This window comes from Streptomyces sp. bgisy130 (assembly GCF_057708345.1).
The window spans coordinates 145,921-170,381 of record NZ_JBYISA010000013.1; the positions used below are offsets into that span (position 1 = coordinate 145,921).

Consider the following 24,461-nt stretch of genomic DNA (forward strand, 5'->3'; position numbering starts at 1 on the left):
ACAGACCGATGCCCGTACGGAATCACGGCAGTTGAGGCCGTCAGGCCCGGGTGTCCTGATCGCTGACGAGCGTGCCGATCTTCTCACCCTTCACCGCACGCGCGATGTTGCCCTCGGTGAGCAGTTCGAACACGAGGATCGGGAGCTTGTTGTCCCGGCACAGCGTGATGGCGGTGGCGTCGGCGACCTTCAGGTCGCGGGTGATCACCTCGCCGTATTCGAGCGCGTCGAACTTCACCGCGTCGGGGTTCTTCTTGGGGTCGGAGTCGTAGACGCCGTCCACCCCGTTCTTCCCCATCAGCATGGCCTCGGCGTCGATCTCCAGGGCACGCTGGGCGGCGGTGGTGTCGGTGGAGAAGTACGGCATGCCCATACCGGCACCGAAGATGACGACCCGGCCCTTCTCCAGGTGGCGCACCGCACGCAGCGGAATGTACGGCTCCGCGACCTGTCCCATGGTGATGGCTGTCTGGACGCGGGAGTCGATGCCCTCCTTCTCCAGGAAGTCCTGGAGGGCCAGACAGTTCATGACCGTGCCCAGCATGCCCATGTAGTCGGAGCGGGCCCGGTCCATGCCGCGCTGCTGGAGTTCGGCGCCGCGGAAGAAGTTGCCGCCGCCGATCACGATGGCGATCTCGTAGCCGTCGCGCACCACGGCGGCGATCTCGCGGGCCATCGCGTGCACGACGTCGGGGTCGACGCCCAGTCCCCCGCCGCCGGCGAACGCTTCGCCCGACAGCTTCAGCAGGAAGCGTCGCCTGCCGCCGTGACCGGCATGGTCTGTGTGCGCGCCGTCGGCACCGTGAATCATTGAGCTCTCCTCGTGCACATACGAAGAAGGCCATTGCCGTGGGTCTGGTTCAGATCCCTCTGCGGCAATGGCCTCCTCGTCACATCTGCGGCCGGCCGTTGAGCGGCCGACTGCGTACGACCCTAGCGGGGTCGTAGGTCATTCGCTGCCTTCGCGACAGGCTCAGATGCCGACCTTGATGCGCGAGAAGCGCTTCAGGGTGACACCGGCCTCCTGGAGGACCTTCTCGACGGACTTCTTGTTGTCGAGCGCGTACGGCTGACCCAGCAGCGTCGCGTCCTTGAAGAAGCCGTTGATCCGACCCTCGACGATCTTCGGAAGAGCAGCCTCGGGCTTGCCCTCCGCACGCGTGGTCTCCTCGGCGACACGCCGCTCGGCCTCGACGACCTCGGCCGGCACGTCGTCCTTGGCGAGGTACTTCGGGGCGAACGCGGCGATGTGCTGCGCAATGCCCTTGGCGACCTCGGCGTTCTCCTTGTCGAGCTCGACGAGGACACCGATCTGCGGGGGCAGGTCGGGCATGGTGCGGTGCATGTACGCCGTCACGTAGCCGTCGGCGAACTGCGCGAAGCGGTCCAGGACGATCTTCTCGCCCAGGTTGGCGTTGGCCTCGTCGACGAACGCCTGGACGGTCTTGCCGGCCTCGATCTCGGAGGCGAGCAGGGCCTCGACGTCGGCCGGGGAGGTCTTCGCGATGTGCGCGGCGATCTCGTTGGCGACGGCCTGGAACTTCTCGCCCTTGGCGACGAAGTCCGTCTCGCACTTCAGCTCGACGATGACACCGGAGGTGTTGTCGCCGGCGATCACGGAGACCACCGCGCCGTTCTCGGCGGACCGGCCCTCGCGCTTGGCGACGCCCTTCTGGCCCTTGATACGCAGCGCCTCGACGGCCTTGTCGACGTTGCCCTCGGCCTCGTCCAGGGCCTTCTTGCAGTCCATCATGCCGGCGCCGGTGAGCTCGCGGAGCTTCTTGACGTCAGCGGCGGTGTAGTTCGCCATGGTCTGTGAATCTCTTCTCGAAATCTCGAAGTCGAAAGATCTACGGGTGGACGGCGGGGGCGGCGCCGGTGGCGCCCTCCCCCGCCGTCATCAGCCGGATGCTGCGGGTCAGGCCTGCTCGGCCGGCTTCTCGGCCTCGGCCTCGGCGGCGGGGGCCTCGGCGGCGGGGGCCTCGGCGGCGGGGGCCTCGGCGGCCGGAGCGGCCTCCTCAGCAGGCTTCTCCTCGGCCTTGGGGGCCTCGTCGTCAGCCTTCTTCTCGCCCTCGAGCAGGTCGCGCTCCCACTCGGCCAGCGGCTCGGCGGCAGCGGCCTTCTCGCCGGGCTTCTGGTCGCCGGTGGCGGCACCGGAGCGGGCGATGAGGCCCTCGGCGACGGCGTCGGCGATCACGCGGGTGAGCAGGGTGACGGAGCGGATCGCGTCGTCGTTGCCCGGGATCTTGTAGTCGACCTCGTCCGGGTCGCAGTTGGTGTCGAGGATCGCGACGACCGGGATGTTGAGCTTGCGCGCCTCACCGACGGCAATGTGCTCCTTCTTGGTGTCCACGATCCAGACGGCGCTGGGCACCTTCTGCATCTCGCGGATACCGCCGAGGGTCTTCTCCAGCTTGGCCTTCTCGCGGGAGAGAACCAGGAGCTCCTTCTTGGTGAGGCCGGACGCGGCCACATCCTCGAAGTCGATCTGCTCGAGCTCCTTCAGGCGCTGAAGGCGCTTGTAGACGGTCGAGAAGTTGGTCAGCATGCCGCCGAGCCAGCGCTGGTTCACGTAGGGCATGCCCACGCGGGTCGCCTGCTCGGCAATGGCCTCCTGGGCCTGCTTCTTCGTGCCGACGAACATGACCGAGCCGCCGTGGGCGACGGTCTCCTTGACGAACTCGTAGGCGCGGTCGATGTACGACAGCGACTGGAGCAGGTCGATGATGTAGATGCCGTTGCGCTCGGTGAAGATGAAGCGCTTCATCTTCGGGTTCCAGCGGCGGGTCTGGTGCCCGAAGTGGACGCCGCTCTCCAGCAGCTCCCGCATCGTGACGACGGCCATGGCCGTACTCCTTGTTGTTCTCGGTTCCACTGCGGCCGGTCGGCCGCGGTGCCTGACGCCCCGACGCGCCTGCCGGGGAAGACACCTTGCGGAGCCGTCCGAGGACCGAGGGGCGCGGCCGTCGTGCTGCCCGAACGGGACTGGTGCACTGACGGCGGGGCGTGCGAAGTCGACCCGGTGACCCGGATCGCCACCAGAAGTGTACGGGACTGCCGATGCACCGGGCGACACGCATCATTTCGAACCCCTCCCGGGTGACACCGTTGTCCACAACCGCCCCGTCATCCACAGCTTCCAACCAAGATCCACACGCCACGGCGGACTGCGTCACCGTCAGCACATGCGACGAAACACGCGACGAATCACGCGACAAGACCCACGACCGAATCCGCGACGACATCCGGCCCGGAGCAGGACCTTCCGCGCCTCCTTCACCGGCTCACGCGGACGCTGCCCGCGACCGGGCGACGGCGGTCGGCCCAAGCACGGCAGCCGAGCGGGGCACGGGCCGGGCCCCCTCCCCGCTGCCCGGCCCCGCCCCCGATCCTCAGCCTCACCCCCCTCTCCGCGTCGGTCCCGGTCCCGCTGCTCGCCCCCGCCCCCGTTCCGCTTCCGGCCGCTCGCGCCTCCACCGGCGCCGCGCGGGGCCCCGAAGGGATACGGACCGAGCTGCTTCTTCCCCGCCCACGCGGCAGGCGCCCTGCTGGCCCCGACCGCGGCAGCAATCCTCACGCTCTTCACACCGACCCTCGCGAGCGCTACCGCGCCGTCGGTGAGTGGCGTGGTGGGGCGAGGGGTGGAGCTTGGGGTGGAGCGTGGGGTGGATTGGGCGATGGAACGACGAGTGGAGGGCGAGGCGGAGAGCGGGCTGGGGCTCGTGGCAGGTCGGGCGGTGCGGCGCGAGGTTGGCTGGTCGGTGGGGCGCGGGGTGGCGAAACCTGTGCCGCGCGGGGCGGAGCGGCCGGTGCTACGCGGGGTGGGAAAACCGGTGGGTCGCGAGGTCGACAGGCCGGTGCTGCGCAGGGTGGCTTGGGCGGTCGTTGCGGGACGTGGTGAGGTGGGCGAGGGGGTGAAGCGGCGCGCCGGGGGTGAGGCACCCGCGGCTCCTGCCGCGCCGTCGGACGAGGAAAGATCCTGGCCGGTGGGAGGGCCTGCGGGCGCACAGCCGACGGTGGTCAGGGGCTGGGAGCCTCCTCCTGCCCCATGGGCGGCCGGGCACCGCGGGGTGGACCTGGCCGCTCCCGCCGGCGCCGTGGTGCGTGCGGCGGCCCCGGGCCGGGTGGCCTACGCCGGGACCGTCGCAGGCCGCGGCGTCCTGACGCTCGAGGTGTCCCGCTCGGGCCGCCCTCCATTGCGCACCACGTACGAACCCGTACGCTCCACGGTCCAGAAAGGTCAGCGCGTCACGTCGGGCCAGCCGGTCGCCGTCCTACAGCACGGCGGCCCGTTCCACTGCCGGGAGCCGTGCCTCCACTGGGGCCTACGCCGCGGCAAGACCTACCTGGACCCACTGTCCCTGCTGCCCCGGAACATGCTCCGCAGCGGCCCGTCCCGACTACTGCCGATCTTCGGGGTCCCCGTACCGGCAGGCGGCCCCACCACTCCCCCGCATCCGGAACCACCAGAGCCAACAGCGCAGGCAAAAAGCTCGGCACCTACGGCAGTAGCCCTCATCGAGACGGCTGGACTCGCAGCCGTGGCGATCTGGGCGTTCGGCCGGCTCCCCGGCCGACAGCGAGAGAGGAGGGCCTGCGAAGGCGGCGAGGTGGGGGCGATCGTGGCGCGTCGTCGGGCGGGAACGATGAGTGAGCGCGGGACGCAGTGATCGCGACGGGTCGGTGATCCCCAATGATGCGGTGCGGGAGGGAGCGGTGATTCCGACACGGTGAAGGCAGCCCGGTCAGCGGGGTGGGTGTGACGTCGCACGGGTAACGGCACGCGCCAGGCCCAGGCACAGGTGGCGCCAGTCGCCGACCAGCGCGTCGGCACCACGGCAAGGGCCCGGCTGCGGGCTGCGGGCTGCGGGCTGCGGGCTGCGGGCTGCGGGCTGCGGGCTGCGGGCTGCGGGCTGCGGGCTGCGGGCTGCGGGCTGCGGGCTGCGGGCTGCGGGCTGCGGGCTGCGGGCTGCGGGGCCAACGAGCGTGGAGGTGGTGGAGGTGGGTGGGTGGGCCGGGGGCCCGAGGGGGAAGCCCCCGAAGTCAGCCGCGAACCCCGCGGAGGGCCATCGCCACCGCCGCCTCCGTGATCTCGCCCGGGTCCTCCGCGGCGCCCAGTTCGATGCGGCGGACGGCGGCGTCGACGACACCCTGGAGGAGCATGGCCGCGAGCCGGGGCTGTTCGTGGCCGAGGGCGGCGAGCGCCTCGACGATCATGGCGATGAGTCCGCCGTGCGCCGCGCGGATCTTCTCGCGCGCGCCCGCGTCCAGCTCACCGGCCGAGATGGCCACGACGGCGCGGTGTCGCCGGTCGCCGACCAGTGCGAGTTGCCGGCGCACATATGCCTCGACCTTGTCCTCGGGCGTGTCGACGCGCTGCATCGCCGCTTCGACCTCGGCGGCCCAGACCGGGAAGTCGACGGCACACAGCTCTTCGACGACGGCGGCGCGCGAGCGGAAGTACTCATACACGGAGGAGCGCGCGAGGCCCGTGCGCTCGGCGAGGGCGGGGAAGGTCAGCGCCTCCGTTCCGCCTTCGGACAGCAGGGAGCGGGCGGCGTCCAAGAGGGCGCCGCGCTGCATCGACCGGTGCTCGGCCACGGAGGCCGCTCGAATCCTGGGCACGTCACCACTCTACGGATGGCGCGCCCGCCGTGGCACTCCGCATGCGACACAGCGTGGGAAGACCTGGCGCCCGCAACGGGTGACTCAGCGTCCGACGTCGGCGAGCTTCGCCCTGAGCTGGAGCACGGATTTGGTGTGGATCTGGCTGACTCTGCTCTCCGTGACGCCTAGGACATTGCCGATCTCGGCGAGCGTGAGGCCCTCGTAGTAGTAGAGCGTGACCACGGTCTTCTCACGTTCGGGGAGGGTGTTGATGGCACGGGCGAGCAGGCGCCGCAACTCACGGTCCTCGGCGATCTCGACCGGGTTCTCGGCGGCCGTGTCCTCGAGGGTGTCCATCAGGCTCAGCCGTTCGCCCCCTTCGCCGCCGACGTGCAGCAACTCCTCCAGCGCCACGACGTTCGCCAGGGACAGCTGGCTGAACACGCCGTGGAGTTCCTCCAGGGCGATGCCCATCTCCTCGGCGACCTCCGCCTCGGAGGGGGTGCGGCGCAGTTGCGCTTCGAGGGTGGCGTAGGCGCGTTCGACGGCGCGTGCCTTCTGCCGTACGGAGCGCGGAATCCAGTCGAGCGCTCGCAGCTCGTCGATCATTGCGCCGCGGATACGGGTGATGGCGTAGGTCTCGAACTTGATGGAGCGTTCGGGCTCGAACTTCTCGATGGCGTCGATCAGTCCGAAGACACCGGAGGAGACGAAGTCGGCCTGCTCGACGTTGGGGGGCAGGCCGACGCTGACGCGGCCGGCGACGTACTTGACCAGCGGGGAGTAGTGCAGGATCAGCTGCTCCCGCAGCCTGCCGTCGCCTGACGCCTTGTAGGCGCGCCACAGCTCGTCGAGCGAGCTGGGCGGAGCGGGGCGCACGCTGCCGCGTGCGGCCGGTGGTACAGCCGCACGGTCAGACCCGGAGGTGTGCTGGGGCATTCGTCGCCTTGAGCCGTTCTGCCGAGACGCGGGTGGATGGATGTATGAGGGTTGAATTTGCCTGTGAGCGTAGCGTGACCACAGCGTCGCGGTGTGCGAGGACGGCAGGTTCGGGGGTGCGCAGATACGTTCCGCTGCCCGCACCTCAGAGTTACCTCGTACGGCGTGGCGACTTCCGGACACGGTGCCGGGCGCGGGCTTCCGGAGGGCCGTGCGGGCGGAGGCGGTGACATGACGGGCGGGGCCTCGTATGTCCCGTGCGCCACATTGCCGTCTCCCCACGGGTCGGACCCGTGCCACGAAGCACGGCAAATCTGGATTCTGCGGTCATTCCCCTCACCCTTTCACCCGTTCGCCCCAGGTCAAGGACCGCCTCGCCGGGAACGCCCGGTCGACTCGGCGCGTCGCGCCAACTCCCAGCGATCACCGCACCTTTGAACGAATCCGAGGGACAACAGCTCGAAGAGTTTGGCGTGGGTGACATCGCGGGGCACGCCGGCTTCCTGGGCCAGATGGCCGGTGTCCGTTCTGCCGCGCGCCGGCAGCGCCTCCAGTACGAGGGTTGCGACGGGATCCAGAAGGTCGCGGATGCGGGTCCGGCCTTCTCGGTCAGGGGCGAGGTCGCCGATGCTGCCGACGAGCTCGATGACCTCGTCGGCGTCGGTAACCACCGCGGCCTCGTTGCGCAGGAGTTGATGCACGCCGGCGGACAGGCCGCTGGTGACCGGGCCCGGCATGCCCATCGTGAAGCGCCCGAGGGTCTGTGCCCGCCGGGCGGTGACGAGGGAGCCGCTGCGGAGTTCGGCCTCTACGACGACGGTGCCTCTGGTGAGCGCGGCGATCACGCGGTTGCGCTGGATGAAGCGGCTGCGGGTGGGGTGGTCGCCTGGTGGTAACTCGGCGACCACCAGGCCCTGTTCGGCGATCCGGCCGATCAACTCGGTGTGGCCGCGCGGGTAGGGGTGGTCGACTCCGGAGGCCATGACGGCGGTGGTCGCGCCGTCTGCGGCGAGCGCGCCGCGGTGGGCCGCGCCGTCCACGCCGTAGGCGGCTCCGGAGACGACGGTCCAGCCGCGGTCGGCGAGTCCGGCGCCGAGGGTGGTGGCGAGGTGGGCGCCGTATTCGGTGCAGGCCCGGGCGCCGACGACGGCGACCGAGCGCAGTGCCCAGAGCCGGAGGTTGGCCGTCCCGCGCACCCACAGGCCGATGGGGCGGGCGTCGCCGAGGTCGTCGAGCTGACCGGGCCATTCGTCGTCCCCGGGGCAGATGAACCGGCCGCCGAGTGCGGTGACGGCGTCGAGGTCCGCCCTGGGGCGTGCGCGGGCGGCGCGCAGCCGCAGGCCCGCGACCTTTGCCGGGGTTGCACCCGGTGGCGGGGCCGCATCGTCGTCGGACAGCGTCTGCCACAGGGCCGCCGGGCCCATCTCCCGCAGCCAGCGGCCGGCGGTTTCATCGCCTGGTTCGAGGATGCGGGTGAGGGCTGCGCGGGCCGTGCGCTGCGGGTCGGGTGCCTCGCCGGCTGCGCTCCATGTGTCAGTCGTCGCGGAGCTCGGCTCGCTCGTCGCGGATACGGCATGGCCCGGTCCGGAGTTGGGGTCGAGGGCGCGGCCCCGGGGCTTGCCGGTCGGCTCCGGCCCGTCGGTGGCGAAGCCCCATGCGTCGATGCCGGTCATGATTGCCCCTGCTTGTGCGGCGGTCGGGCGGTCGCGGTCTCTTGGTGCTTTCCGCCGCCCCCGGTCGCTGTCAGCGCGCCGCGGCGTACGCCGGTGCGGAGTTCCAGGGCCCAGTTGACGTCCTCACTGGTGGGGCGGTCGCGCCCGGCCAGGTCGGCGGCTGTCCAGGCGACGCGGAGGACGCGGTCGAGGCCGCGGGCGGTGAGGAGGTTGCATTCGAGGTCGCGTTCCGCCTGGACCAGCGCGCCCGGGTGGACCTGCCAGCGGGTGCGCAGCTCGTGTCCGGGTACCTCGCTGTTGGTGTGCCACGGTGTGCCGGCGAAGCGGGCTGCGGCCCGTTCCCGGGCGGTCCGGACGCGTTCAGCCACGGCGGCGGTGGTTTCCGTGCCGCGGCCGAGTGCGATCAGTTCGGCGCGGGCGACCGGCTCGACGGCGATCCGCAGGTCCACCCGGTCCATCAGGGGGCCGGAGAGCCGGGCCCGGTAGCGGCGGATGGACGAGGGCCGGCATTCGCAGCCGCCGCTGGTGGTGCCGTGCCGTCCGCAGGGGCAGGGGTTGGCCGCGAGGGCGAGGAGGATGCGGGCGGGCATGCGCATCATGCCCGCGGCGCGGGCGACGACGACATGACCGGACTCCAGCGGCTGGCGCAGTGCGTCAAGGACGCGTGGGCTGCACTCCGCGGCCTCGTCCACGAACAGCACACCGTGGTGGGCGAGGGAGACGGCGCCGGGGCGGGGCAGGCCGGTGCCGCCGCCGACGAGGGACGCCATGGTCGCGGAGTGATGCGGGGCGCAGTAGGGCGGCCGGTGGACGAGTGGCTGGCCCGGCGGGAGGGTGCCGGCTACCGAGTGGACGGCGGTGACCTCCAGGGATTCCTTGGGCGACAGGGGTGGCAGCAGCCCGGGGAGGCGTTCGGCGAGCATGGTTTTGCCGGCGCCGGGCGGGCCCTTGAAGAAGATGTGGTGGCGTTTCCCTCGGATATTGCATTGGATGCAAGATCCCGAGGCCGGTGAGCCGCGTCGCGCCTGGTCAGCGTACACACCCTGCTACCGGACCCGCATCGGCCTTGACCTGCACGTTTGCGGCAGATCCTGCATGTGATGCATGATTCACGCGCTCGACGGGAGATCTTGTGCGTGGAACTTTGGAGCCGCCGATCGGGGCAGCTCGGCTGGAGCTCATATCCGGTGTGCGTCTGTTGCACGCGGAAGAGCAGGTCTTCGAGTCGATGATCAGCGGGTGGGAGAAACAGCAGCTCGGCGGGCGAGGGCTGAGGCCCAAGACGGTCCGCGGCCGCGTCGGCGCCGTACGCCGCTTCTTCACCTACTCCAGCGCCTACCCGTGGCAGTGGACCGCGGGAACGGTCGATGAGTGGATGACCTACCTGATCAGCGAGTTGCACCGGGCGAAATCCACGCTGCGTTCGTACCAAGAGGCCGTACGGACGTTCTGCGACTTCATCACCGACGTCCGCTATGGCTGGGCCGAGGAGTGCGAGGCCCGATTCGGCACGCATCCCATCCAGGTCTGTCACGAGTGGAACACGCTGGCGCATCTCGTTGACTACGAGGGCGGGGCCGAGCGCCGGCCGATGACGCGCGAGGAACTTCAGATGTTCTTCGACTTCATCGACGACCGGGTGGAGACGGCGGTCCGCAAGGGACGCAAGGGCGCGTTGACGGCCTACCGCGACGGGGCTCTGTTCAAGACCATCTACGGCTGGGGCCTGCGCTGCGTCGAGACGTCGAAGCTCGAGACCGTTGACCTTTACCGCAACCCGAAGGCGCCGGAGTTCGGCCGCTTCGGGATGATGCAGGTGCGGTGGGGCAAGGCATCCAAGGGCAGCCCGCCCAAGAGGCGCAATGTCCACAGCGTGATGCCCTGGGCGGTCGAGTCCCTGGAAGACTACGTCGTCAACATCCGCCCCCGGTTCGGGTTCCCGGACCACCCGGCGCTCTTCTTGACCGAGCGGGGCGGGCGGCTGCGGTCCGGAGAGATCGCCGACCGGTTCGCTCTCTACCGCGACGAACTCGGTCTGCCCAAGGAACTCACCCCGCACTGCATCCGGCACAGCCACGTCACCCACCAGATCGAGGACGGTGTCGACCCGAAGTTCGTACAAGACCAGGTCGGGCACCGTTACGCCTCGACGACCGCGATCTACACCGCGGTCAGCGGCGACTTCGCGAACACGATGATGCGCCAGGCCATCGACTTGGCCTTCGCCCCGCGCAACGGATAGGGAGAGCCCATGACGGCGAAACTCGACTACTGCTGGAAGCTTCGCGAGCTGATGGCCACCCGCGGCATGTTCTCCACCACCGCGCTCAAGCCGCTGCTGGAGGAGCGAGGAATCTCTCTGTCCTCCAGCCAGGTCTACCGGCTGGTCACGGAGACCCCGGAACGGCTGAGCCTGAAGGTGCTCATGGCTCTGATCGACATCCTGGGATGCCAGATGGAGGAACTGATCGAGCCCGTCGCGGCAGCCCGCGGCTCCCGCCTGCCGCAGGACAAGGCCGTCGGCGCCGAGGCCGGGGTGGGCGATCTGCGGCCGAAGCGCGCACGGATCCTCTGAGGCGGTTCAGCAAGTGGCACGAAGCGAGGCCGAGACCGCGCTCACCGATCCGCCGAGCGTCATCATCGGCATCGTCGCGGACATCGAGCCCGGTCTGTCGGCGGAGACCGTCCTGGACGCCGTCCGCGAGGCGGCGCCGAAGCGTCCGGCCTGCCGCCAGCTCGCCTTCGTCCTGCGCGAGCGCCCGGAGTTGCTGACCAACGCCGAGCCGGCCGGGCCCCGGGGCATCGAGCGCCTGGTCGTCGCGCTCCAGGCCCGCGGCGCCCGCAACGTCGTCCGGCCGCTCTGCGGCGACTGCCACCAGCCCAAGCGCCTGACCCAGCTCAATGGCGACATCCGGATCTGCACCGCGTGTGAGAGCAAGCGCCGCAAGGCCGACCGCCATTGCGAAGGCTGCGGCACCTCGCTGACCTACTACTTCCGCGGACCGGCCGGCGAAATGCTCTGTCGCGACTGCCTCCCCGACATCCCAGATCCGCTCCTGCGGCTCCAGGAGATGATCGCGTCTGCCGATCCCGGTCTTGACGCCGCGGTGGCCCGACAGGCCGTGGAGGTCGCGGCCCGCGGACGGACCGCGACCATGCGCCGGATGGCCTGGGAACTGGCTGAACAACCCGGCCTCCTGCTCGGCGACGGTGTCCACCGCTCGCCTCGTCTGCTCGTGCTCGTCGACGAGCTCCGCAAGGCCGGATCCGAACTCATCGCGCCGCCGCGGTGTCCGCAGTGCGGCCGCATAGGCGTCGCCCTGCGGTATCCGTTGGACGGCCGGCGGCTCTGCGGCAGCTGCTACAACCATGCCAAGGCCGAGCCCTGTTCACGGTGTCAACGGACTCTGCCCGTCGCGACCCGGACCGCCGACGGACGCCCGCTCTGCCGCCCCTGTTCAAAACAGGATCCCTCCACGCACGATCAGTGCGTCGACTGCGGACGGGTCCGCTGGATCAGCCGTCACACCGCCGAGGGACCACTCTGCGACACCTGCGCAAAGCCGCTGACGGCAGTCTGCGCGCTCTGCGGCCAGACCCGGCCCTGTCACCTCTCCAGCGCCGGCCAGCGGCGATGCCGCCCCTGCAGCCAGCACCGGGAAGCCTGCTCGGTCTGCCGGCAGGTCCGCCGGGTGACGGCCCGCACCCCGGATGGGCCGCTCTGCGAACGCTGCTACGACAACAGCGAGGCGTCCTTCAAGACCTGTCCCGACTGCGGCACCGTCGACCGGTCCTGGCACTTCAGCCTCTGCCCGAAGTGCGCCGCCACCCGGCAGCTCGCCAAGATCCTCGGCCCCGCTGACCAGCTCACTGCGGACATGGGCAGGCTCATGGCCAGCCTCCTCGCCAAGCCCCGGGCGACCCTGCACTGGCTGGAGATGTCCGCGGGCGCCGACGTGCTGCAAGAGCTCGCCTCCGGCGCCTGCCCGATGACCCACGAGGCCCTGGATGCCCGGCTGCCCAGCAAGGCCCTGCGACACCTGCGGGCCCGCCTGGTGGTCGCCCGCCTGCTTCCGGCCCGGGACGAGAACCTGGCCGAGCTGGAACGCTGGCTGGACAGCACCATCAAGGCCCTCACGGACGACGACGACCGCAAACTCATACGCTCCTTCGCAACCTGGGGCCAGCTCGCCCGGCTCCGTCGGCAGATCGGCCGCGACCGCCCCGTCACCCCGGCTCAGACCGCCACGGTCCGGCGCAACGTCCGCTCCGCGATCACCCTCCTCGCCTGGCTGCATGACTCCGGCGCCACCCTGGCGACCTGCACTCAGGCTCACCTCAACGACTGGGCTCTGACCGGCAAGAAGGACTGGTACTCGGCACGAACCATGGTGGGCTGGGCTGTCAATGCCGGACATGCCCGACGGGTGGAAGTACCGCGACGGCCCCGCAACGACGCGGTGTCCCCGCCGCTGGATGCCGACGAACGATGGAAGGCCACCCGTCGCCTCCTCCACGACGACGCCGTCGACCTGCGAGACCGGGTCGCCGGGCTCTTGCTGTTGCTCTACGCACAGCCCATGACAGCGATCGTGAGGCTCAACACCGACCATCTCGTGGTGACCGCCGACGCGACGAACCTCGTGCTCGCCGAGCTCCCGCTTCACCTGCCTGACCCGCTGGACTCCCTCGTCAACCAGCTGGCGAGCCAGTCCACACCATTGCGGGATGGACCCGCGTGGCTGTTCCCCGGCGCTCTGGCCGGCCGCCACATGAGTTCCACGACCCTCGGCGTCCGGCTGAGAAACCTGGGGATCGGGCCCCGTCGAGGACGCAACGCGGCTCTGCTCGATCTCTGTGCTCAGCTGCCCTCGGCCGTCATCGCCAGGCTCCTCGGCATGTCTCCGGGAACGGCGGACCGGTGGGCTGGGGCGGGCCGTCGGGGTTCCTACGCAGCTGCTGTCTCACGCAGGACCTGACGGCTACTCCGGCACTTCTGATATCCGAACATGCCGATACCGGCGGCGGCTACTTCCAGGGCGCGGCGGGCACTGTGCTGGCCTGCGACATCCGCGAGATCGGGGGTGTGGTCCCCGGGTGGCAGGCCCGCGCCGACGCTGGTTCCGGGCACGACCAGCCCGGCGAGCGAGGGGTCGGGGCGGCCTTCTTGCCGGGGGTCTTCCTCGTCGGGCACCGGTTCGTCGGCGAGGACGGCGATGAGCTGGCGCAGGCTGCGCACGCCGAGGACGGAGATGCCGGGGACGAGGGACGCCTCGGCCACGGTCTGTTCCGGGACGACGACCTGGCGGTATCCGGCGTCGGCGGCGGCTAATACGGCGGGCAGGACTCCGCGTACGGGGCGGACGCGGCCGTCCAGGCCCAGTTCGCCGATCATCATCAGGTCGGTGAGCTCGCGGGGGTCCAGGCGCTCGGCGGCGCCGAGGACCGCGCAGGCCACGGCCAGGTCGAAACCGCTGCCGCCTTTGGGTACGGAGGCCGGGCTGAGGCCGACGGTGAGCTTCTTCTGCGGCCATTCGGCGCCGGAATTCACGACGGCGGCGCGCACCCGTTCCCTGGACTCGATGAGGCTCTTGTCGGGGAGTCCGACGAGGGTGAAGGCGGCGACGCCGGGTTCCAGGTCGGCCTGGACTTCGACGACGACACCTTCGACGCCTACCAGGGCGACGGAGCAGGTGCGGGCGAATCCCATCAGGCCACCCCTCGTGCGTGCTGGACGACCGGGGCGCCGCGGGCCGGCAGCAGGACGCCGATGACGTCGATCCGTACGCCTCCGGGCGGGGGGCCGCCGTGTTGCTCCAGCCAGCGTTCCGCCAGCAGTCGCAGCCGGGCGGTCTTCTCGGGGCGGACGGCCGCCATGGGGTGTTCGTACCAGCCGGCGCGGCGGGTTTTGACTTCGCAGACCACCAGGGCGTCGCCGTCGGCCGCGACGATGTCGATTTCTCCCTCGCGGCAGCGCCAGTTCCGGTCCAGGATCCGCATCCCGGCCTCGATGAGCCGCCGCGCTGCCAGGTCCTCGCCGTACCGGCCGAGGGCGCGGCGCCGGGTGTCGGGCGGTTTGGCGGCCGTGGAGCCGGCGTCTCTCGGGTCGGCGCCGGCCGGGTCGGCGGCGGTCCGCCCGGCCGCCGCGGGAGGCTTACGCCCCGGGGGCGGCGCTCCGCCCCTGCGGCCACCGGCCGGCGTAACCTCCGCGGCCTGCCCCGACCCCGTGCTGTGCGCCTCTTCGCCGACCGGCCCCGCGCCGCCGCGCACCTCGTCCGGTCCGCTCGGCGGACGCGACCCGAGCGCCTCGCCCTGCCCGCTCGCCGAGCCCGCCCCGAGCGCCTCGCCGCGGTCGCCCGCCGAGCTCGCCCCGCGTGCTGCGTTCCGGTCCCTCGCGGAGCGCGTCCTCGACGGCTCCTCCGTGACCGGTGCTTTCTTCCCGGCCTGCCGGCCGGCCTGCATGGCGTTCATGCGGTACCACCTCCGGCACCGACTGTGACGCCCCCGACCCGATCTTTTGGATCTTGGTGGACAGTGAGCCCGTTGTGGATAACCCGCTCACCCATCCGGATGACGGTGGGCCGCCCCGGGTCCCGGCGGTAAGGGCCAGGTCAGCTCCCCGGAAGATCCAGATCGCTCTTGTTGAGCTCCTCGATGTTCACGTCCTTGAACGTGAGTACCCTTACCTGCTTGACGAAGCGGGCCGGGCGATACATGTCCCAGACCCAGGCGTCAGCCATCGACACCTCGAAAAAGACCTCGCCCTGGACCGAGTGCACCTGCATCTCGTAATCATTGGTGAGGTAGAAGCGACGCTCGGTCTCGATCACATATTTGAACAGCCCGACGACGTCGCGGTACTCCCGGTAGAGCTTCAGCTCCATCTCGGTCTCGTACTTCTCGAGGTCCTCGGCGCTCATGGCAGATCCCCTTCAGCCGTGCGTCCCCCCATTGTGCGTCAGACCCGCTCGGTCTCCAGGAGCACCGGCGCATCGGGAGGGCCATCGTCGAGCAGCGTGCGCAGCAGCTCGACGAGTCTGGTCGGATACACCGTCTCACGGGAGGCGGACAGTTCCTCCCAAGTCCACCACCTCAGTCCCGAGACGCTGCGTCGCTCCAGGTCAGTCTGCCCGCCGGTGTGGGTGGCAGTCCGGTCGGTTCTTCCCAGGTAGTACCACTCATCCTGCTCCCAGCGGCGCCCGTCGAACGGAAAAGCGCAGTGGCGCTTCCACAGGACGGGGCCGAGGACGGCGTCGGTGATGCCGGTCTCCTCGGCAAGCTCGCGGCGGGCCGCCTCTTCCCGGCTCTCCGTGCCTTCGAGGCCACCGCCGGGGGTGAACCACCAGGTCTCGGTGGGGCGGTCCGGTTCGAAGCCGTGGAGCAGCAGGATCCGGTCGTCGGGGTCGAGCAGCACGATGCGGGAAACCTGGCGCACGGCAGTCGCCTCCGGTACGTCGGAGGCGGCCGCCTCTCGGGGTTCGTCCCGTCCGTCGGCCGCACCGTGCCCGGCCGGCTCCTCGGGGGCCGCATCGTCGGCGCCGTCGCCGTCCGCCGCCTCACGGCCCGTGGGCTCCCCGGCGTCCCTCCCCCGCTCCTCAGCCACGCGCACGCGCCCTGCGCCGGGCGAGGGGCCCGTAGGCCGCACCGCCGAGGATGAGGACCGCGCCGGCGACCACCGCGAGGGTGATGGGCTGCACCGGGCCGGGCTGGGAGATGCCGCCGGGCAGGGCGGAGAAGCTGGTGGGGCGGTGCATCACGCCGATGCTGCCCAGGGGCCAGGCGCGCGCGTCGACCCGGGCGTTGACGGCGCTGCGCGGCACCGAGCCGTGGTCGCCGTCGGTGAGGTGGACACGGGAGTCGAGGGAGTCGTTGCGGTGGTCGCCGAGCAGGAAGAGCTGTCCGGCGGGGACCTTGGCCTTGAAGCCCACGGGAGAGGCGGGGCCGCTGCCCTGGAGATACGGTTCCTCGACGGGCTTTCCGTTGACGGTCAGCCGGCCCTGCTTGGTGCAGCAGGCGACCTTGTCGCCGCCGATGCCGACGACGCGCTTGACCATGGGAAGGTCGCCCCAGACGTCGTCCTTGAAGACGACGATGTCGCCGCGCCGTATCTCGGAGCCGTCCACCCGCTCGGCCAGGACCCGGGCACCGGCCGCGATCGTGGGCGACATCGAATCGGTCGGCACCGTATAGGGGCGGTATATCAGCGCCCCCCATACGAAGCCGCCCAGGAACAGCACACAGCCGACGGCCACGGCCAGACCGGACAGCACACTGCCCATGGTCCGGCCGCGGCCGTCGGTCCTGCGTTCGGTACTGCTGCTCATCCCAGCGCTCCCACCCCGCGGAACCCGCCCGCGTCGAAGATCCGGGACGGCACCTTACCTGGGGTTACGCGCTCCGGTCAGCCTCCGGCGGCGCCACAGCACGATCGGCACCGCGCCGGCCAGGCCCAGGGCGGCCGGAGCCGCCCCCATTGCCTTGTTGATCCCGGGCTGGTCGAAGGTGTCCGGTACCGGCAGGGTCGACCAGCGGTTGATCGGCCATGCGATGGTGAACGCCCGGCCGACGACCTCCTCCTCCGAGACCGTCCCGTTGCCCTTGAGGTTCTGGTGGTAGCGGGAGTCGAGGGAGTCGTCGCGGTGGTCGCCCATCACCCAGATCCGGCCCTTGGGGACGTGGATCGGGCCGAACGCGCGGTCACCGCAGGGGGTGACGCCGGGGAAGATGTACGACTCTTCCTTGAGGGCCTTGCCGTTGACCTTGACCGGGCCGGTGCCGTGGCACTCGACGGTGTCGCCGCCGACCGCGATGACCCGCTTGATCAGGTCCTTCTCCTCGGCCGAAGGCATCAGCCCGATGAAGCTGAGGACCTTCTGGACGGGATTGGGCTCGGGTGTCGGCGTCTCGTTCAGCCAGCCGCCCGGATCGTGGAAGACCACGACCTCGCCGCGCTGCGGCTTGGAGCCGAACCACGGCGTCAGCTTGTCGACCAGCACCCGGTCCCCGCGCTGGAGGGTGTCCTGCATCGAGTCGGACGGGATCGAGAACGCCTGGACCAGGAACGTCTTGATCAGCAGCGCCAGGAGCAGAGCGATGCCGATGAGGATCGGCAGCTCCTTCCAGAAGGCGCGCGGCTTCTTGGCCTTCGTCATGCCGCCGCTCACCTCCTCGCCCGACGACCTGTCCAACGTATCGGATGTGTCCGATTCGTCGGCCTGGGCGGAACGCTGCGACCGCGCCCCTGACTGTGCTGGTGACTGATGCACGGAACTCGTCGCCGGTCCCGCGGCCTCACCACGCCCTGCCGGCTCTTCGGGCTCTTCGGTTCCGGACCGCGCGCCGACCGCCAAGTCCCCCACATCTGCTCCTCACTCCACGCACTCGCCCGCCCGTCAACCGGTGCAGGCCCACCACTCCCATAACGAGCGGGAGTTCCGCAGGGGTCGGGAGTACGGACAAACTCTCGGATGACACCTTATGCGGCGTCACTGCCGAGGACGCCTTGGCGCCCGGCGCGTCGCGCACGGTCGCAAAGGTGTCGGGCTCTTCGAGGCGCCGCCAGTGGCTGAACGGCCAGGCGATCACCACGGCCCGGCCCACGACATTGTCCTCCGAGACCGTGCCACGGTACGGCTCGTCCAGGTGGAAGCGCGAATCCGCGGAGTCCGAACGGTGGTCGCCCATCACGAAGATCCGTCCGGTGGGGACGGCCACCGTGAACTTCAGCGTGGAGGGCGGGTTGCCCGGGTGGACGTACGGCTCGGTCAGGGGCTTGCCGTTGACGGTGACCCGGCCCTGCTTGTCGCAGCACTTGACGGTGTCGCCGCCGACCGCCACGACCCGCTTGATCAGGTCCTGCTCGTCGGCCGACGGCAGCAGCCCGATGAAGGTCATGGCGTCCTTGACCGGCTGGAAGGCGCCCCCGTCGGAGGGGGGCTTGGTCTGCTCGCCCTTGAGCCAGCCGCCGGGGTCCTTGAAGACGACGACGTCACCGCGCTCCGGTTTGGAGCCGAACCACGGCGTCAGCTTGTCGACCAGCACCCGGTCGCCGATCTTGATCGTCTGCTCCATGGAGCCGGACGGGATGACGAACGCCTGGACCAGGAAGGTCTTCAGAACGAGGGCGATGGCCAGCGCCACGCCCACCAGGATCGGGATTTCCTTCAGGTAGGAGCGCTGTCTGCGGCGCTTGATGCGCTTCGCCTGGCGCCGCCGCGCGGCACGCCCACCGGTCGCGACCCGGGCCGACCGCCGGCCGCCGTGCCCGGCCGTCTCCTGCGGGCCGTCGCCCGCGCCGGAATCGCCGTACGCCTCGTCGCCCTGCCCCGTTCGGTCGGTACCCCGCGCCCGGCTCCGCTTCGGCGGGCCGTCGCCCTGGCTGCCGTGACGGGGGCGTCCGCGCTTACCCATGGGGGCCTGCCGCCGCGGGTATCCGGTCGAAGGTTTCTGGGGTGTCGAAGGTGCGCCAGCGGCTCATAGGCCAGGTGATCAGGTCCGCACGGCCGATGACCTTGTCCACGGGGACCGTGCCGCCGCCCGCCTGGCCGAGGTGGTCGCGGGAATCACTGGATCTGGCGCGGTGGTCCCCCATGACCCACAGCCTGCCGTCCGGCACCACGATGTCGAAATCGACCGAGGACGGCGCGTCCCCGGGGTGGAGATACGCCTCGCTCACGGGCTCACCGTTCACTTCGATCCGTCCCCGTTTGTCGCAGCAGGTCACATGGTCGCCGCCGATGCCGATCACCCGCTTGACGTAGTCGGTCTCGGCGGGACGGGCCAGGCCCAGCGCCGCGCCGGCTCCGCGCAGCAGTCCCGTGACGGGATTCTCCCCCTGTTCCCTGTGAACAAAGGATCCGGTGCCGTCGAAGACCACCACATCGCCCCGCGCCGGTGTGCTGCCGAAACGGTACGCCAGCTTGTTGACCAGCACTCGGTCCCCGATCCGCAGGGTGTTCTCCATGGAGGAGCTGGGGATCAGAAAGGGCTGTGCGAGGAACGTGCTGAGCAGCAGCACGAAGGCCAGGCAGAGCGCGAGCAGGGTGACCGGCCGGTGGCGCAGACCGGCCGCCCGGGCGCGGAAACGCGCGAAGCGCGACCCCTGCTCCGGCCCCTGGTCGGGGGTGGGAGAGGGGTCGCGCTCCGTGAGCTGTGCGTCGGTGTCCATCGGGCCCTGAGCCTATCCGGCCGGATCCGGACGCCGTACGTGAGCGTCGGTTTGCGTTGCCCCGGCGCAAAAAATCGTGCTCCGGGGCGGCCCGGCTCAGTTGTCGCGCTTCTCCTTGATCTTCGCGGCCTTGCCGCGGAGCTCACGCAGGAAGTACAGCTTGGCGCGACGGACGTCACCGCGGGTCACGACCTCGATCTTCTCGACGATCGGGGTGTGCACCGGGAAGGTGCGCTCGACGCCGACGGAGAAGCTGACCTTGCGGACCGTGAAGGTCTCGCGGACGCCGGCGCCCTGACGGCGGATGACAACGCCCTTGAACTGCTGCACACGGGAGCGGTTGCCCTCGATGACGCGGACGTGGACGTTGACGGTGTCACCCGGGCGGAAGGCCGGGATGTCGCTGCGCTTCGACGCGGCGTCGACGGAGTCGAGAAGGTGCATGACCTACTGCTTTCTTCGCTGATGCCACAGGTCATCAACGGGATATGGGAAGGATGTTTCGGATGCCGTTCCGTCGGGCGGGCGTCGTTCCCCCTGTGGCAGGGGCGCGCGCCGGACGCACACAGCAGCGGCCTATTCTTCCACGGCCTCGCTCGTCCGCCCAAATCGGCCCTCGTCGCCCTCCGACCAGCCGAGGGCGGCGAGTATCGCGCGGTCGTGTTTGTCGAACGCGGCGGGGTCCGCACGCTCGATCAGATCGGGGCGGTTGAGGTCGGTCCGGCGGAATGCCTCGTCCCGGCGCCAGCGCGCGATCTTGCCGTGGTGGCCGCTGAGCAGGACGTCGGGGATGCCGCGGCCGCGCCACTCAGGGGGCTTGGTGTAGACGGGCCCTTCCAGGAGGTCGGCCATCGCACCGGGGGCGAACGAGTCGTCCTGGTGGGAGGCGGCGTTGCCGAGGACACCGGGCAGCAGCCGGGCCACCGCCTCGACCATGACCAGCACCGGTGCCTCGCCGCCGGCCAGGACGTAGTCGCCGATGGAGACCTCGCGGACGTCGACGCGGTCGCCGTACTCCTCGATGACGCGGCGGTCGATGCCTTCGTAGCGGGCCGGGGTGAACACCAGCCAGGGCTTGGCGGAGAGTTCGACGGCGAGCTGCTGGGTGAAGGGGGCGCCGCTGGGGGTGGGGACGACGATCACCGGTTCCCCGTCGCCGGACGCGAGGATCTCGTCGAGCGCCTCGCCCCACGGCTCGGGCTTCATGACCATGCCGGGGCCGCCGCCGTAGGGCGTGTCGTCGACGGTGTTGTGCTTGTCGTGGGCCCATTCACGCAGGTCGTGGATGCGCACATCGAGCTGTCCGCGGGTCCGGGCCTTGCCGACGAGGGAGACGTTCAGCGGCTCCAGGTACTCGGGGAAGATCGTGACGATGTCGAGCCGCATCAGCTGTCCTCGCGGCTGCTGGCGATCTCGGCCTGACTGTCGTCGAGGAGGCCGGGCGGCGGGTCGATGACCGCGCGCTGCTCCTCCAGGTCGATCTCCGGGACGATTTCGGCGACGAACGGGATCATGACCTCGGTGCCGTCCGGCCGCTGGACGATCAGCATGTCCTGGTAGGGCAAGTGGGAGACCTCGGAGATCCGGCCGACGGCGGTGCCGTCACGGGTGACGACATCGAGGTCGATCAGCTGGTGGTCGTAGAACTCCTCGGGGTCCTCGGGGACTTCCTCGGGGTCGACCTCCGCGATCAGCAGGGTGTTGCGCAGCGCCTCGGCGGCCGTGCGGTCCGTGACGCCCTCGAAGCGCAGCAGCAGCCGGCCGCTGTGCACCCGGCCGGTCGCGATGGTCAGCGGTCCGACGGAGGAGGGTTCGGTGGCGAGGACGGCGCCCGGGCCGAGCCGCAGTTCGGGCTCGTCGGTGCGTACCTCTACCGTGACCTCGCCCTTGATGCCGTGGGCGCGGCCGATTCGCGCCACTACCAACTGCACGCTGTTCTCTCCCGTTTTTGCGGCGGAACCGCCGCCGCTTGCGCGGGGGCGGCGGGGGCCGTCGTGGTTTCTCGATGGAGGGTGACGAGGGTGGATCCACGCTCACCAACGAACTCAGGCCGGGGACGGCCCGAGGGCCCTCCCCGGCCCGAGCCGGTGTTCAACTTGTCAGCGGACCTGGTCCACGTCGACGAGGTCGACGCGGATGCCACGGCCGCCGATGGCGCCCACGACGGTCCGCAGCGCGCGGGCGGTCCGGCCGTTACGGCCGATCACCTTACCGAGGTCGTCGGGGTGGACCCGGACCTCGAGCACGCGCCCGCGGCGCAGGGTGCGCGAGGCTACCTGCACATCATCGGGGTTGTCGACGATGCCCTTGACGAGGTGCTCGAGGGCTTCCTCGAGCATGCTCAGGCCTCGGTCGACTCGGAGGTGGACTCGGCCGCAGCCTCGTCCGCCTTCTTGTCAGCCTTCTTCGCCTTCGGGGTGATGGCCTCACCCTTCGGCTCGTCGCCGGAAGCCTTGGCGGCGGCCTCGAAGAGGGCGCGCTTGTCGGCCTTCGGCTCGGCGACCTTCATGGGCGCCGGGGCGGGCAGGCCCTTGAACTTCTGCCAGTCGCCGGTGACCTTGAGGATGGCCATGACGGGCTCGGTCGGCTGCGCGCCGACACCCAGCCAGTACTGGACACGCTCGGAGTCGACCTCGATGCGCGAGGGGTTCTGCACCGGGTGGTACAGGCCGATCTCCTCGATGGCCCGGCCGTCACGGCGGGTACGGGAGTCGGCGATGACGATGCGGTAGTGAGGCGCGCGGATCTTGCCCAGACGCTTCAGCTTGATCTTGACTGCCACGGGAGTGGTGTCTCCTGGTCTTGACGTGGTGGGGCACAACGGGATGCCACGTGGGGTTGCGGTACTCGGGGTGCCCGATGGACGCGTCAGCCGGAGGAGAGAGGGGTCCTGTGCGACTGTCGAGTACAGCTAGCTATTGTGCCACACGCCCTCGGGTCAGCCGACCGCGGCCACCTCGGGGATCCGGAAAGGCTTCCCGCAGCCGCCGCAGACGATCGGCGCCTGGGCGAGCACGGACGGCACGACGCGGACATTGCGCCCGCAGTCACAGACGGCCTTGACGCGGACGCCGCCCCCGGAGGAGCCGTGCCGGGCGGCCGGGCCCCGGAAGCTGCGGGTGGTGTCGGTGGCGGTGGCGGCGGTGTGCGCCTTGAGGGCTCTGCCGAGGCGTTCGATGGTGGAGCGGTAGCGCCTCCTGGCTTCGGGGTTGAGCGTGACCAGGGAGAAGCCGCTGCTGGGGTGCGGCTCGTCGATATGGTCCAGGCCCAACTCCTCGGCGATCGCCAGGAATCGGCGGTTGTGGTAGCGGCCTGCGCGGGAGGTGTCGCGGACGCCGCGGGCGGCGGCGATGCCATGGACTGCCTCATGGAGCAGCCGTTCGAAGGAGAGTTCCGCGCCACAGGCGGACGAGGACTCCCCGATCAGGGACTCGGGCGCGGCCAGATCCGGCAGCTCGGGGTGGTGCCGTTGAATATCGGCCCAGGCGAGCGCCAGTTCGGCGGCGAGGACAGGCGGTGTCGTGCTCACGTCGTGACAACGAGCCGGGGTCGCCGAGTGTTCCGATTCCGGGGCATCTCAAATAATTTGCACGTACCAGTCAGTTTCCGGTCATGAGTCGTGCCGAGGGCGGGTGCGCAGATCTGCGCAGAAGGCGCCCAGCGGCCCGCAAGCCGGTACGTATCCCCGCGTACGCCGCATGGCGTAGCCGATCGTATCCGGTCGTATCCCGGGGCAACGATCATGGCGGCGATGGTACGGGGCGTTCCTGTGCCGGGCCGCACCGGCTTCGAACCCCACCGTAGGCCCGTCGGGCACGGGCGTCCGGGGAACCGGGCAGCGGGCGCTGCCGTGGCGGAACGGCGCCGGCCGGGGCACGCTGGAACGGCGCTCCAGGGAGCGGGCCCGGCGCACACGGGGGCGCGCGGGAGACAACTCCGGCGCATCCCCTGGACGCTTGGGCGAATGCGCAGTTGTCTGGATCGCGGGGGCGCACCACGCGCGAACTACGGGGGCGATCGGTACGGAACAGCTTCGGGTTCTCGGCGAATAGGGGCGCTATCGATGTCACCGACGCTCGTGCGGCACCAGCTTCCGCACTCCGGATCCACGCGCTGCGACGACCCGCCCGCGCCGGCCCGGTCGCGGGCGCGCACCCGTGACTGGGCCGAGATCCAGGAGCGGATGCTGGTGCCGCTGTACGAAGCCGCGTACGACCGGCTGGGGATCGGTCCCGGTACCCGGCTGCTCGGGCTGGGCTGCGGGTCCGGTCTGGCGCTGCTGCTCGCGGCGGCGCGCGGCGCGCAGGTCAGCGGGGTGGACGCGGACGAGTCCCGGCTGGAGCTGGCCCGTGAGCGGCTCACGCCGGACGGTATGCCGGAGCACACCCGGCTGGTCAGCGGCGGTCTGGAGGCCGCGGCGCCCGGGGACGCCGCGTTCAACGTCGTCACGGCGTTCCACCCGGTGGGCTGTGTGAGCACGGTCGAGGGGCTGACGGCGTCGCTCACGGCGGCGGCCGGGCTGGCGGAGCGCGGCAGCGCGGTGGTGCTCGGCGGCTGGGGCCCGGTGGAGCGGTGCGCCACCGCCGGGGTGCTGCGGGTGGCGCAGCGACTGGCCGATCCCCCCGAAGGCCACGTCATCGGCTCCCGTGGGTGGCGGCCCAGCGAACGGGACGACCTGGAGGACCTGGCAGACCGGGCCGGGCTGCGGCCGGACGGTTCGGGGCGGGTGGCCTGCCCGTTCGGGTACGCGGATCCGGTGAGTGCGGTACGGGGGCTGTTGTCGACGGGGCTGTTCGACGCGGCGCTGGAGGTGACGGAGCAGCGTCAGGTGGAGAAGGAACTCGCGGAGGCGCTGCATCCGTATCAGCGGGCGGACGGGACGGTGTGGATGCCGAATGTGTTCCGGTATCTGATCGCGCGGACGCGGTAGCGGGCGGGGCGGGGCTCTCGGCTTCCCCTGCGGCCCGGGGGCCCTGGATTTTCCCCGCCGCCCACCCCCCTTCGGGGGGTGGGCGGGTGTAGAGGCTCGGTTTCGGTAGCCGCGGGCCCTACGCCGTAGACCAAGGCATGAGCCC

At 70.6% G+C, this 24,461-nt stretch carries 23 protein-coding genes and 3 pseudogenes; 5 read left to right on the forward strand and 21 right to left on the reverse strand.

Annotation, left to right across the window (positions count from 1 at the left end; translation table 11 throughout):
* Positions 1-40: 40 nt before the first annotated feature.
* The 3 genes from pyrH to rpsB form a co-directional block, all read right to left on the reverse strand.
* On the reverse strand, positions 41-811 hold the full coding sequence (gene pyrH, locus AC3EUV_RS19545; RefSeq protein WP_432145875.1) for a UMP kinase: 771 nt from the start codon (positions 809-811) through the stop codon (positions 41-43).
* Between the two features lie 162 nt (positions 812-973).
* Positions 974-1,810, reverse strand: a complete 837-nt coding sequence (tsf, locus tag AC3EUV_RS19550; RefSeq protein WP_397973656.1) for a translation elongation factor Ts — start codon at positions 1,808-1,810, stop codon at positions 974-976.
* A 108-nt stretch (positions 1,811-1,918) separates the two neighbouring features.
* A complete protein-coding gene (rpsB, locus tag AC3EUV_RS19555) occupies positions 1,919-2,845 on the reverse strand; it encodes a 30S ribosomal protein S2 (RefSeq protein WP_435603443.1) in 927 nt (308 codons plus the stop codon).
* Between the two features lie 832 nt (positions 2,846-3,677).
* Between rpsB and AC3EUV_RS19560 the strand changes: the two genes are divergently transcribed.
* Entirely contained in the window at positions 3,678-4,670 is a 993-nt protein-coding gene (locus AC3EUV_RS19560) for a murein hydrolase activator EnvC family protein (protein ID WP_432145876.1), read from the forward strand.
* 373 nt (positions 4,671-5,043) lie between these two features.
* On the opposite strand, the gene AC3EUV_RS19565 is transcribed toward AC3EUV_RS19560, so the two are convergent.
* From AC3EUV_RS19565 to AC3EUV_RS19580, 4 genes and pseudogenes are all read right to left on the reverse strand, one after another.
* Entirely contained in the window at positions 5,044-5,583 is a 540-nt protein-coding gene (locus AC3EUV_RS19565) for a TetR/AcrR family transcriptional regulator (RefSeq protein WP_387246290.1), read from the reverse strand.
* A 126-nt stretch (positions 5,584-5,709) separates the two neighbouring features.
* Positions 5,710-6,546 carry an RNA polymerase sigma factor WhiG gene (gene whiG / locus AC3EUV_RS19570; protein ID WP_042149406.1) on the reverse strand — a complete coding sequence of 279 codons (837 nt, stop codon included), beginning with the start codon at positions 6,544-6,546 and terminating at the stop codon, positions 5,710-5,712.
* A gap of 362 nt (positions 6,547-6,908) precedes the next feature.
* Positions 6,909-8,219: a DNA-processing protein DprA gene (dprA, locus tag AC3EUV_RS19575; RefSeq protein WP_435603444.1), complete on the reverse strand. Its 1,311-nt coding sequence runs from the start codon at positions 8,217-8,219 to the stop codon at positions 6,909-6,911.
* Positions 8,216-9,187: pseudogene (locus AC3EUV_RS19580) on the reverse strand (ATP-binding protein); the annotation flags it as partial. The gene dprA and the pseudogene AC3EUV_RS19580, both read right to left, overlap by 4 nt.
* Before the next feature lie 221 nt (positions 9,188-9,408).
* Between AC3EUV_RS19580 and AC3EUV_RS19585 the strand changes: the two are divergent.
* The 3 genes from AC3EUV_RS19585 to AC3EUV_RS19595 are packed head-to-tail and all read left to right on the forward strand — an operon-like array spanning position 9,409 to position 13,198.
* Positions 9,409-10,461: a tyrosine-type recombinase/integrase gene (locus AC3EUV_RS19585; protein WP_435603445.1), complete on the forward strand. Its 1,053-nt coding sequence runs from the start codon at positions 9,409-9,411 to the stop codon at positions 10,459-10,461.
* Positions 10,462-10,470: 9 nt separating this feature from the next.
* Positions 10,471-10,794 (forward strand): helix-turn-helix domain-containing protein, encoded by a 324-nt coding sequence (locus AC3EUV_RS19590; protein ID WP_435603446.1) that lies wholly within the window; start codon positions 10,471-10,473, stop codon positions 10,792-10,794.
* A 13-nt stretch (positions 10,795-10,807) separates the two neighbouring features.
* Positions 10,808-13,198, forward strand: coding sequence for a hypothetical protein (locus tag AC3EUV_RS19595; protein WP_435603447.1), 2,391 nt, complete (start codon positions 10,808-10,810; stop codon positions 13,196-13,198).
* A gap of 38 nt (positions 13,199-13,236) precedes the next feature.
* Here the strand turns inward: AC3EUV_RS19595 and AC3EUV_RS19600 are convergent.
* The 14 genes and pseudogenes from AC3EUV_RS19600 to AC3EUV_RS19665 form a co-directional block, all read right to left on the reverse strand.
* A pseudogene (locus AC3EUV_RS19600) lies at positions 13,237-13,929 on the reverse strand (magnesium chelatase domain-containing protein); the annotation flags it as partial.
* A pseudogene (locus AC3EUV_RS19605) lies at positions 13,929-14,279 on the reverse strand (YraN family protein); the annotation flags it as partial. The pseudogenes AC3EUV_RS19600 and AC3EUV_RS19605, both read right to left, overlap by 1 nt.
* Before the next feature lie 551 nt (positions 14,280-14,830).
* Complete coding sequence (locus AC3EUV_RS19610; RefSeq protein WP_003980220.1) at positions 14,831-15,139, reverse strand: DUF2469 domain-containing protein; 309 nt, start codon at positions 15,137-15,139, stop codon at positions 14,831-14,833.
* Positions 15,140-15,177: 38 nt separating this feature from the next.
* Entirely contained in the window at positions 15,178-15,654 is a 477-nt protein-coding gene (locus tag AC3EUV_RS19615; protein ID WP_432142117.1) for an NUDIX hydrolase, read from the reverse strand.
* Positions 15,655-15,814: 160 nt separating this feature from the next.
* On the reverse strand, positions 15,815-16,543 hold the full coding sequence (lepB, locus tag AC3EUV_RS19620; RefSeq protein ID WP_432142106.1) for a signal peptidase I: 729 nt from the start codon (positions 16,541-16,543) through the stop codon (positions 15,815-15,817).
* A gap of 54 nt (positions 16,544-16,597) precedes the next feature.
* Complete coding sequence (gene lepB, locus AC3EUV_RS19625; RefSeq protein WP_432142105.1) at positions 16,598-17,578, reverse strand: signal peptidase I; 981 nt, start codon at positions 17,576-17,578, stop codon at positions 16,598-16,600.
* Positions 17,511-18,629 carry a signal peptidase I gene (gene lepB, locus AC3EUV_RS19630; RefSeq protein WP_432142104.1) on the reverse strand — a complete coding sequence of 373 codons (1,119 nt, stop codon included), beginning with the start codon at positions 18,627-18,629 and terminating at the stop codon, positions 17,511-17,513. Before lepB (AC3EUV_RS19630) ends, lepB (AC3EUV_RS19625) begins: the two co-directional genes overlap by 68 nt.
* Positions 18,622-19,386 carry a signal peptidase I gene (gene lepB / locus AC3EUV_RS19635; protein ID WP_432142103.1) on the reverse strand — a complete coding sequence of 255 codons (765 nt, stop codon included), beginning with the start codon at positions 19,384-19,386 and terminating at the stop codon, positions 18,622-18,624. Before lepB (AC3EUV_RS19635) ends, lepB (AC3EUV_RS19630) begins: the two co-directional genes overlap by 8 nt.
* A gap of 96 nt (positions 19,387-19,482) precedes the next feature.
* Positions 19,483-19,830 (reverse strand): 50S ribosomal protein L19, encoded by a 348-nt coding sequence (rplS, locus tag AC3EUV_RS19640; protein WP_018087148.1) that lies wholly within the window; start codon positions 19,828-19,830, stop codon positions 19,483-19,485.
* 132 nt (positions 19,831-19,962) lie between these two features.
* Positions 19,963-20,772, reverse strand: coding sequence for a tRNA (guanosine(37)-N1)-methyltransferase TrmD (gene trmD, locus AC3EUV_RS19645; protein WP_432142102.1), 810 nt, complete (start codon positions 20,770-20,772; stop codon positions 19,963-19,965).
* Entirely contained in the window at positions 20,772-21,317 is a 546-nt protein-coding gene (gene rimM, locus AC3EUV_RS19650; protein WP_432142101.1) for a ribosome maturation factor RimM, read from the reverse strand. The genes trmD and rimM overlap by 1 nt, the downstream gene beginning before the upstream one ends.
* Positions 21,318-21,485: 168 nt before the next feature.
* The gene (locus tag AC3EUV_RS19655; protein ID WP_003980229.1) at positions 21,486-21,725 is read right to left on the reverse strand and encodes an RNA-binding protein; all 240 of its coding nucleotides are present in this window, start codon (positions 21,723-21,725) and stop codon (positions 21,486-21,488) included.
* A 2-nt stretch (positions 21,726-21,727) separates the two neighbouring features.
* Positions 21,728-22,168, reverse strand: coding sequence for a 30S ribosomal protein S16 (gene rpsP, locus AC3EUV_RS19660; protein WP_006602842.1), 441 nt, complete (start codon positions 22,166-22,168; stop codon positions 21,728-21,730).
* A gap of 156 nt (positions 22,169-22,324) precedes the next feature.
* Positions 22,325-22,915, reverse strand: coding sequence for a hypothetical protein (locus tag AC3EUV_RS19665; RefSeq protein ID WP_085928598.1), 591 nt, complete (start codon positions 22,913-22,915; stop codon positions 22,325-22,327).
* Between the two features lie 534 nt (positions 22,916-23,449).
* Here AC3EUV_RS19665 and AC3EUV_RS19670 point away from each other — a divergent pair.
* On the forward strand, positions 23,450-24,316 hold the full coding sequence (locus tag AC3EUV_RS19670; protein ID WP_432142100.1) for a methyltransferase domain-containing protein: 867 nt from the start codon (positions 23,450-23,452) through the stop codon (positions 24,314-24,316).
* The last annotated feature ends 145 nt before the right edge of the window (positions 24,317-24,461 follow it).

What these genes read in the sequence shown, in the direction of transcription:
- lepB (WP_432142103.1), bottom strand. Translation starts at nt 19,386, where the DNA reads ATGGACACCGACGCACAGCTCACGGAGCGCGACCCCTCTCCCACCCCC.
- rplS (WP_018087148.1), bottom strand. Translation starts at nt 19,830, where the DNA reads ATGCACCTTCTCGACTCCGTCGACGCCGCGTCGAAGCGCAGCGACATC.
- whiG (WP_042149406.1), bottom strand. Translation starts at nt 6,546, where the DNA reads ATGCCCCAGCACACCTCCGGGTCTGACCGTGCGGCTGTACCACCGGCC.
- AC3EUV_RS19565 (WP_387246290.1), bottom strand. Translation starts at nt 5,583, where the DNA reads ATGCAGCGCGGCGCCCTCTTGGACGCCGCCCGCTCCCTGCTGTCCGAA.
- rpsB (WP_435603443.1), bottom strand. Translation starts at nt 2,845, where the DNA reads ATGGCCGTCGTCACGATGCGGGAGCTGCTGGAGAGCGGCGTCCACTTC.
- pyrH (WP_432145875.1), bottom strand. Translation starts at nt 811, where the DNA reads ATGATTCACGGTGCCGACGGCGCGCACACAGACCATGCCGGTCACGGC.
- AC3EUV_RS19610 (WP_003980220.1), bottom strand. Translation starts at nt 15,139, where the DNA reads ATGAGCGCCGAGGACCTCGAGAAGTACGAGACCGAGATGGAGCTGAAG.
- tsf (WP_397973656.1), bottom strand. Translation starts at nt 1,810, where the DNA reads ATGGCGAACTACACCGCCGCTGACGTCAAGAAGCTCCGCGAGCTCACC.
- AC3EUV_RS19670 (WP_432142100.1), top strand. Translation starts at nt 23,450, where the DNA reads ATGTCACCGACGCTCGTGCGGCACCAGCTTCCGCACTCCGGATCCACG.
- lepB (WP_432142104.1), bottom strand. Translation starts at nt 18,629, where the DNA reads ATGGGTAAGCGCGGACGCCCCCGTCACGGCAGCCAGGGCGACGGCCCG.
- lepB (WP_432142106.1), bottom strand. Translation starts at nt 16,543, where the DNA reads ATGAGCAGCAGTACCGAACGCAGGACCGACGGCCGCGGCCGGACCATG.
- AC3EUV_RS19590 (WP_435603446.1), top strand. Translation starts at nt 10,471, where the DNA reads ATGACGGCGAAACTCGACTACTGCTGGAAGCTTCGCGAGCTGATGGCC.
- dprA (WP_435603444.1), bottom strand. Translation starts at nt 8,219, where the DNA reads ATGACCGGCATCGACGCATGGGGCTTCGCCACCGACGGGCCGGAGCCG.
- AC3EUV_RS19560 (WP_432145876.1), top strand. Translation starts at nt 3,678, where the DNA reads ATGGAACGACGAGTGGAGGGCGAGGCGGAGAGCGGGCTGGGGCTCGTG.
- AC3EUV_RS19655 (WP_003980229.1), bottom strand. Translation starts at nt 21,725, where the DNA reads ATGCTCGAGGAAGCCCTCGAGCACCTCGTCAAGGGCATCGTCGACAAC.
- trmD (WP_432142102.1), bottom strand. Translation starts at nt 20,772, where the DNA reads ATGCGGCTCGACATCGTCACGATCTTCCCCGAGTACCTGGAGCCGCTG.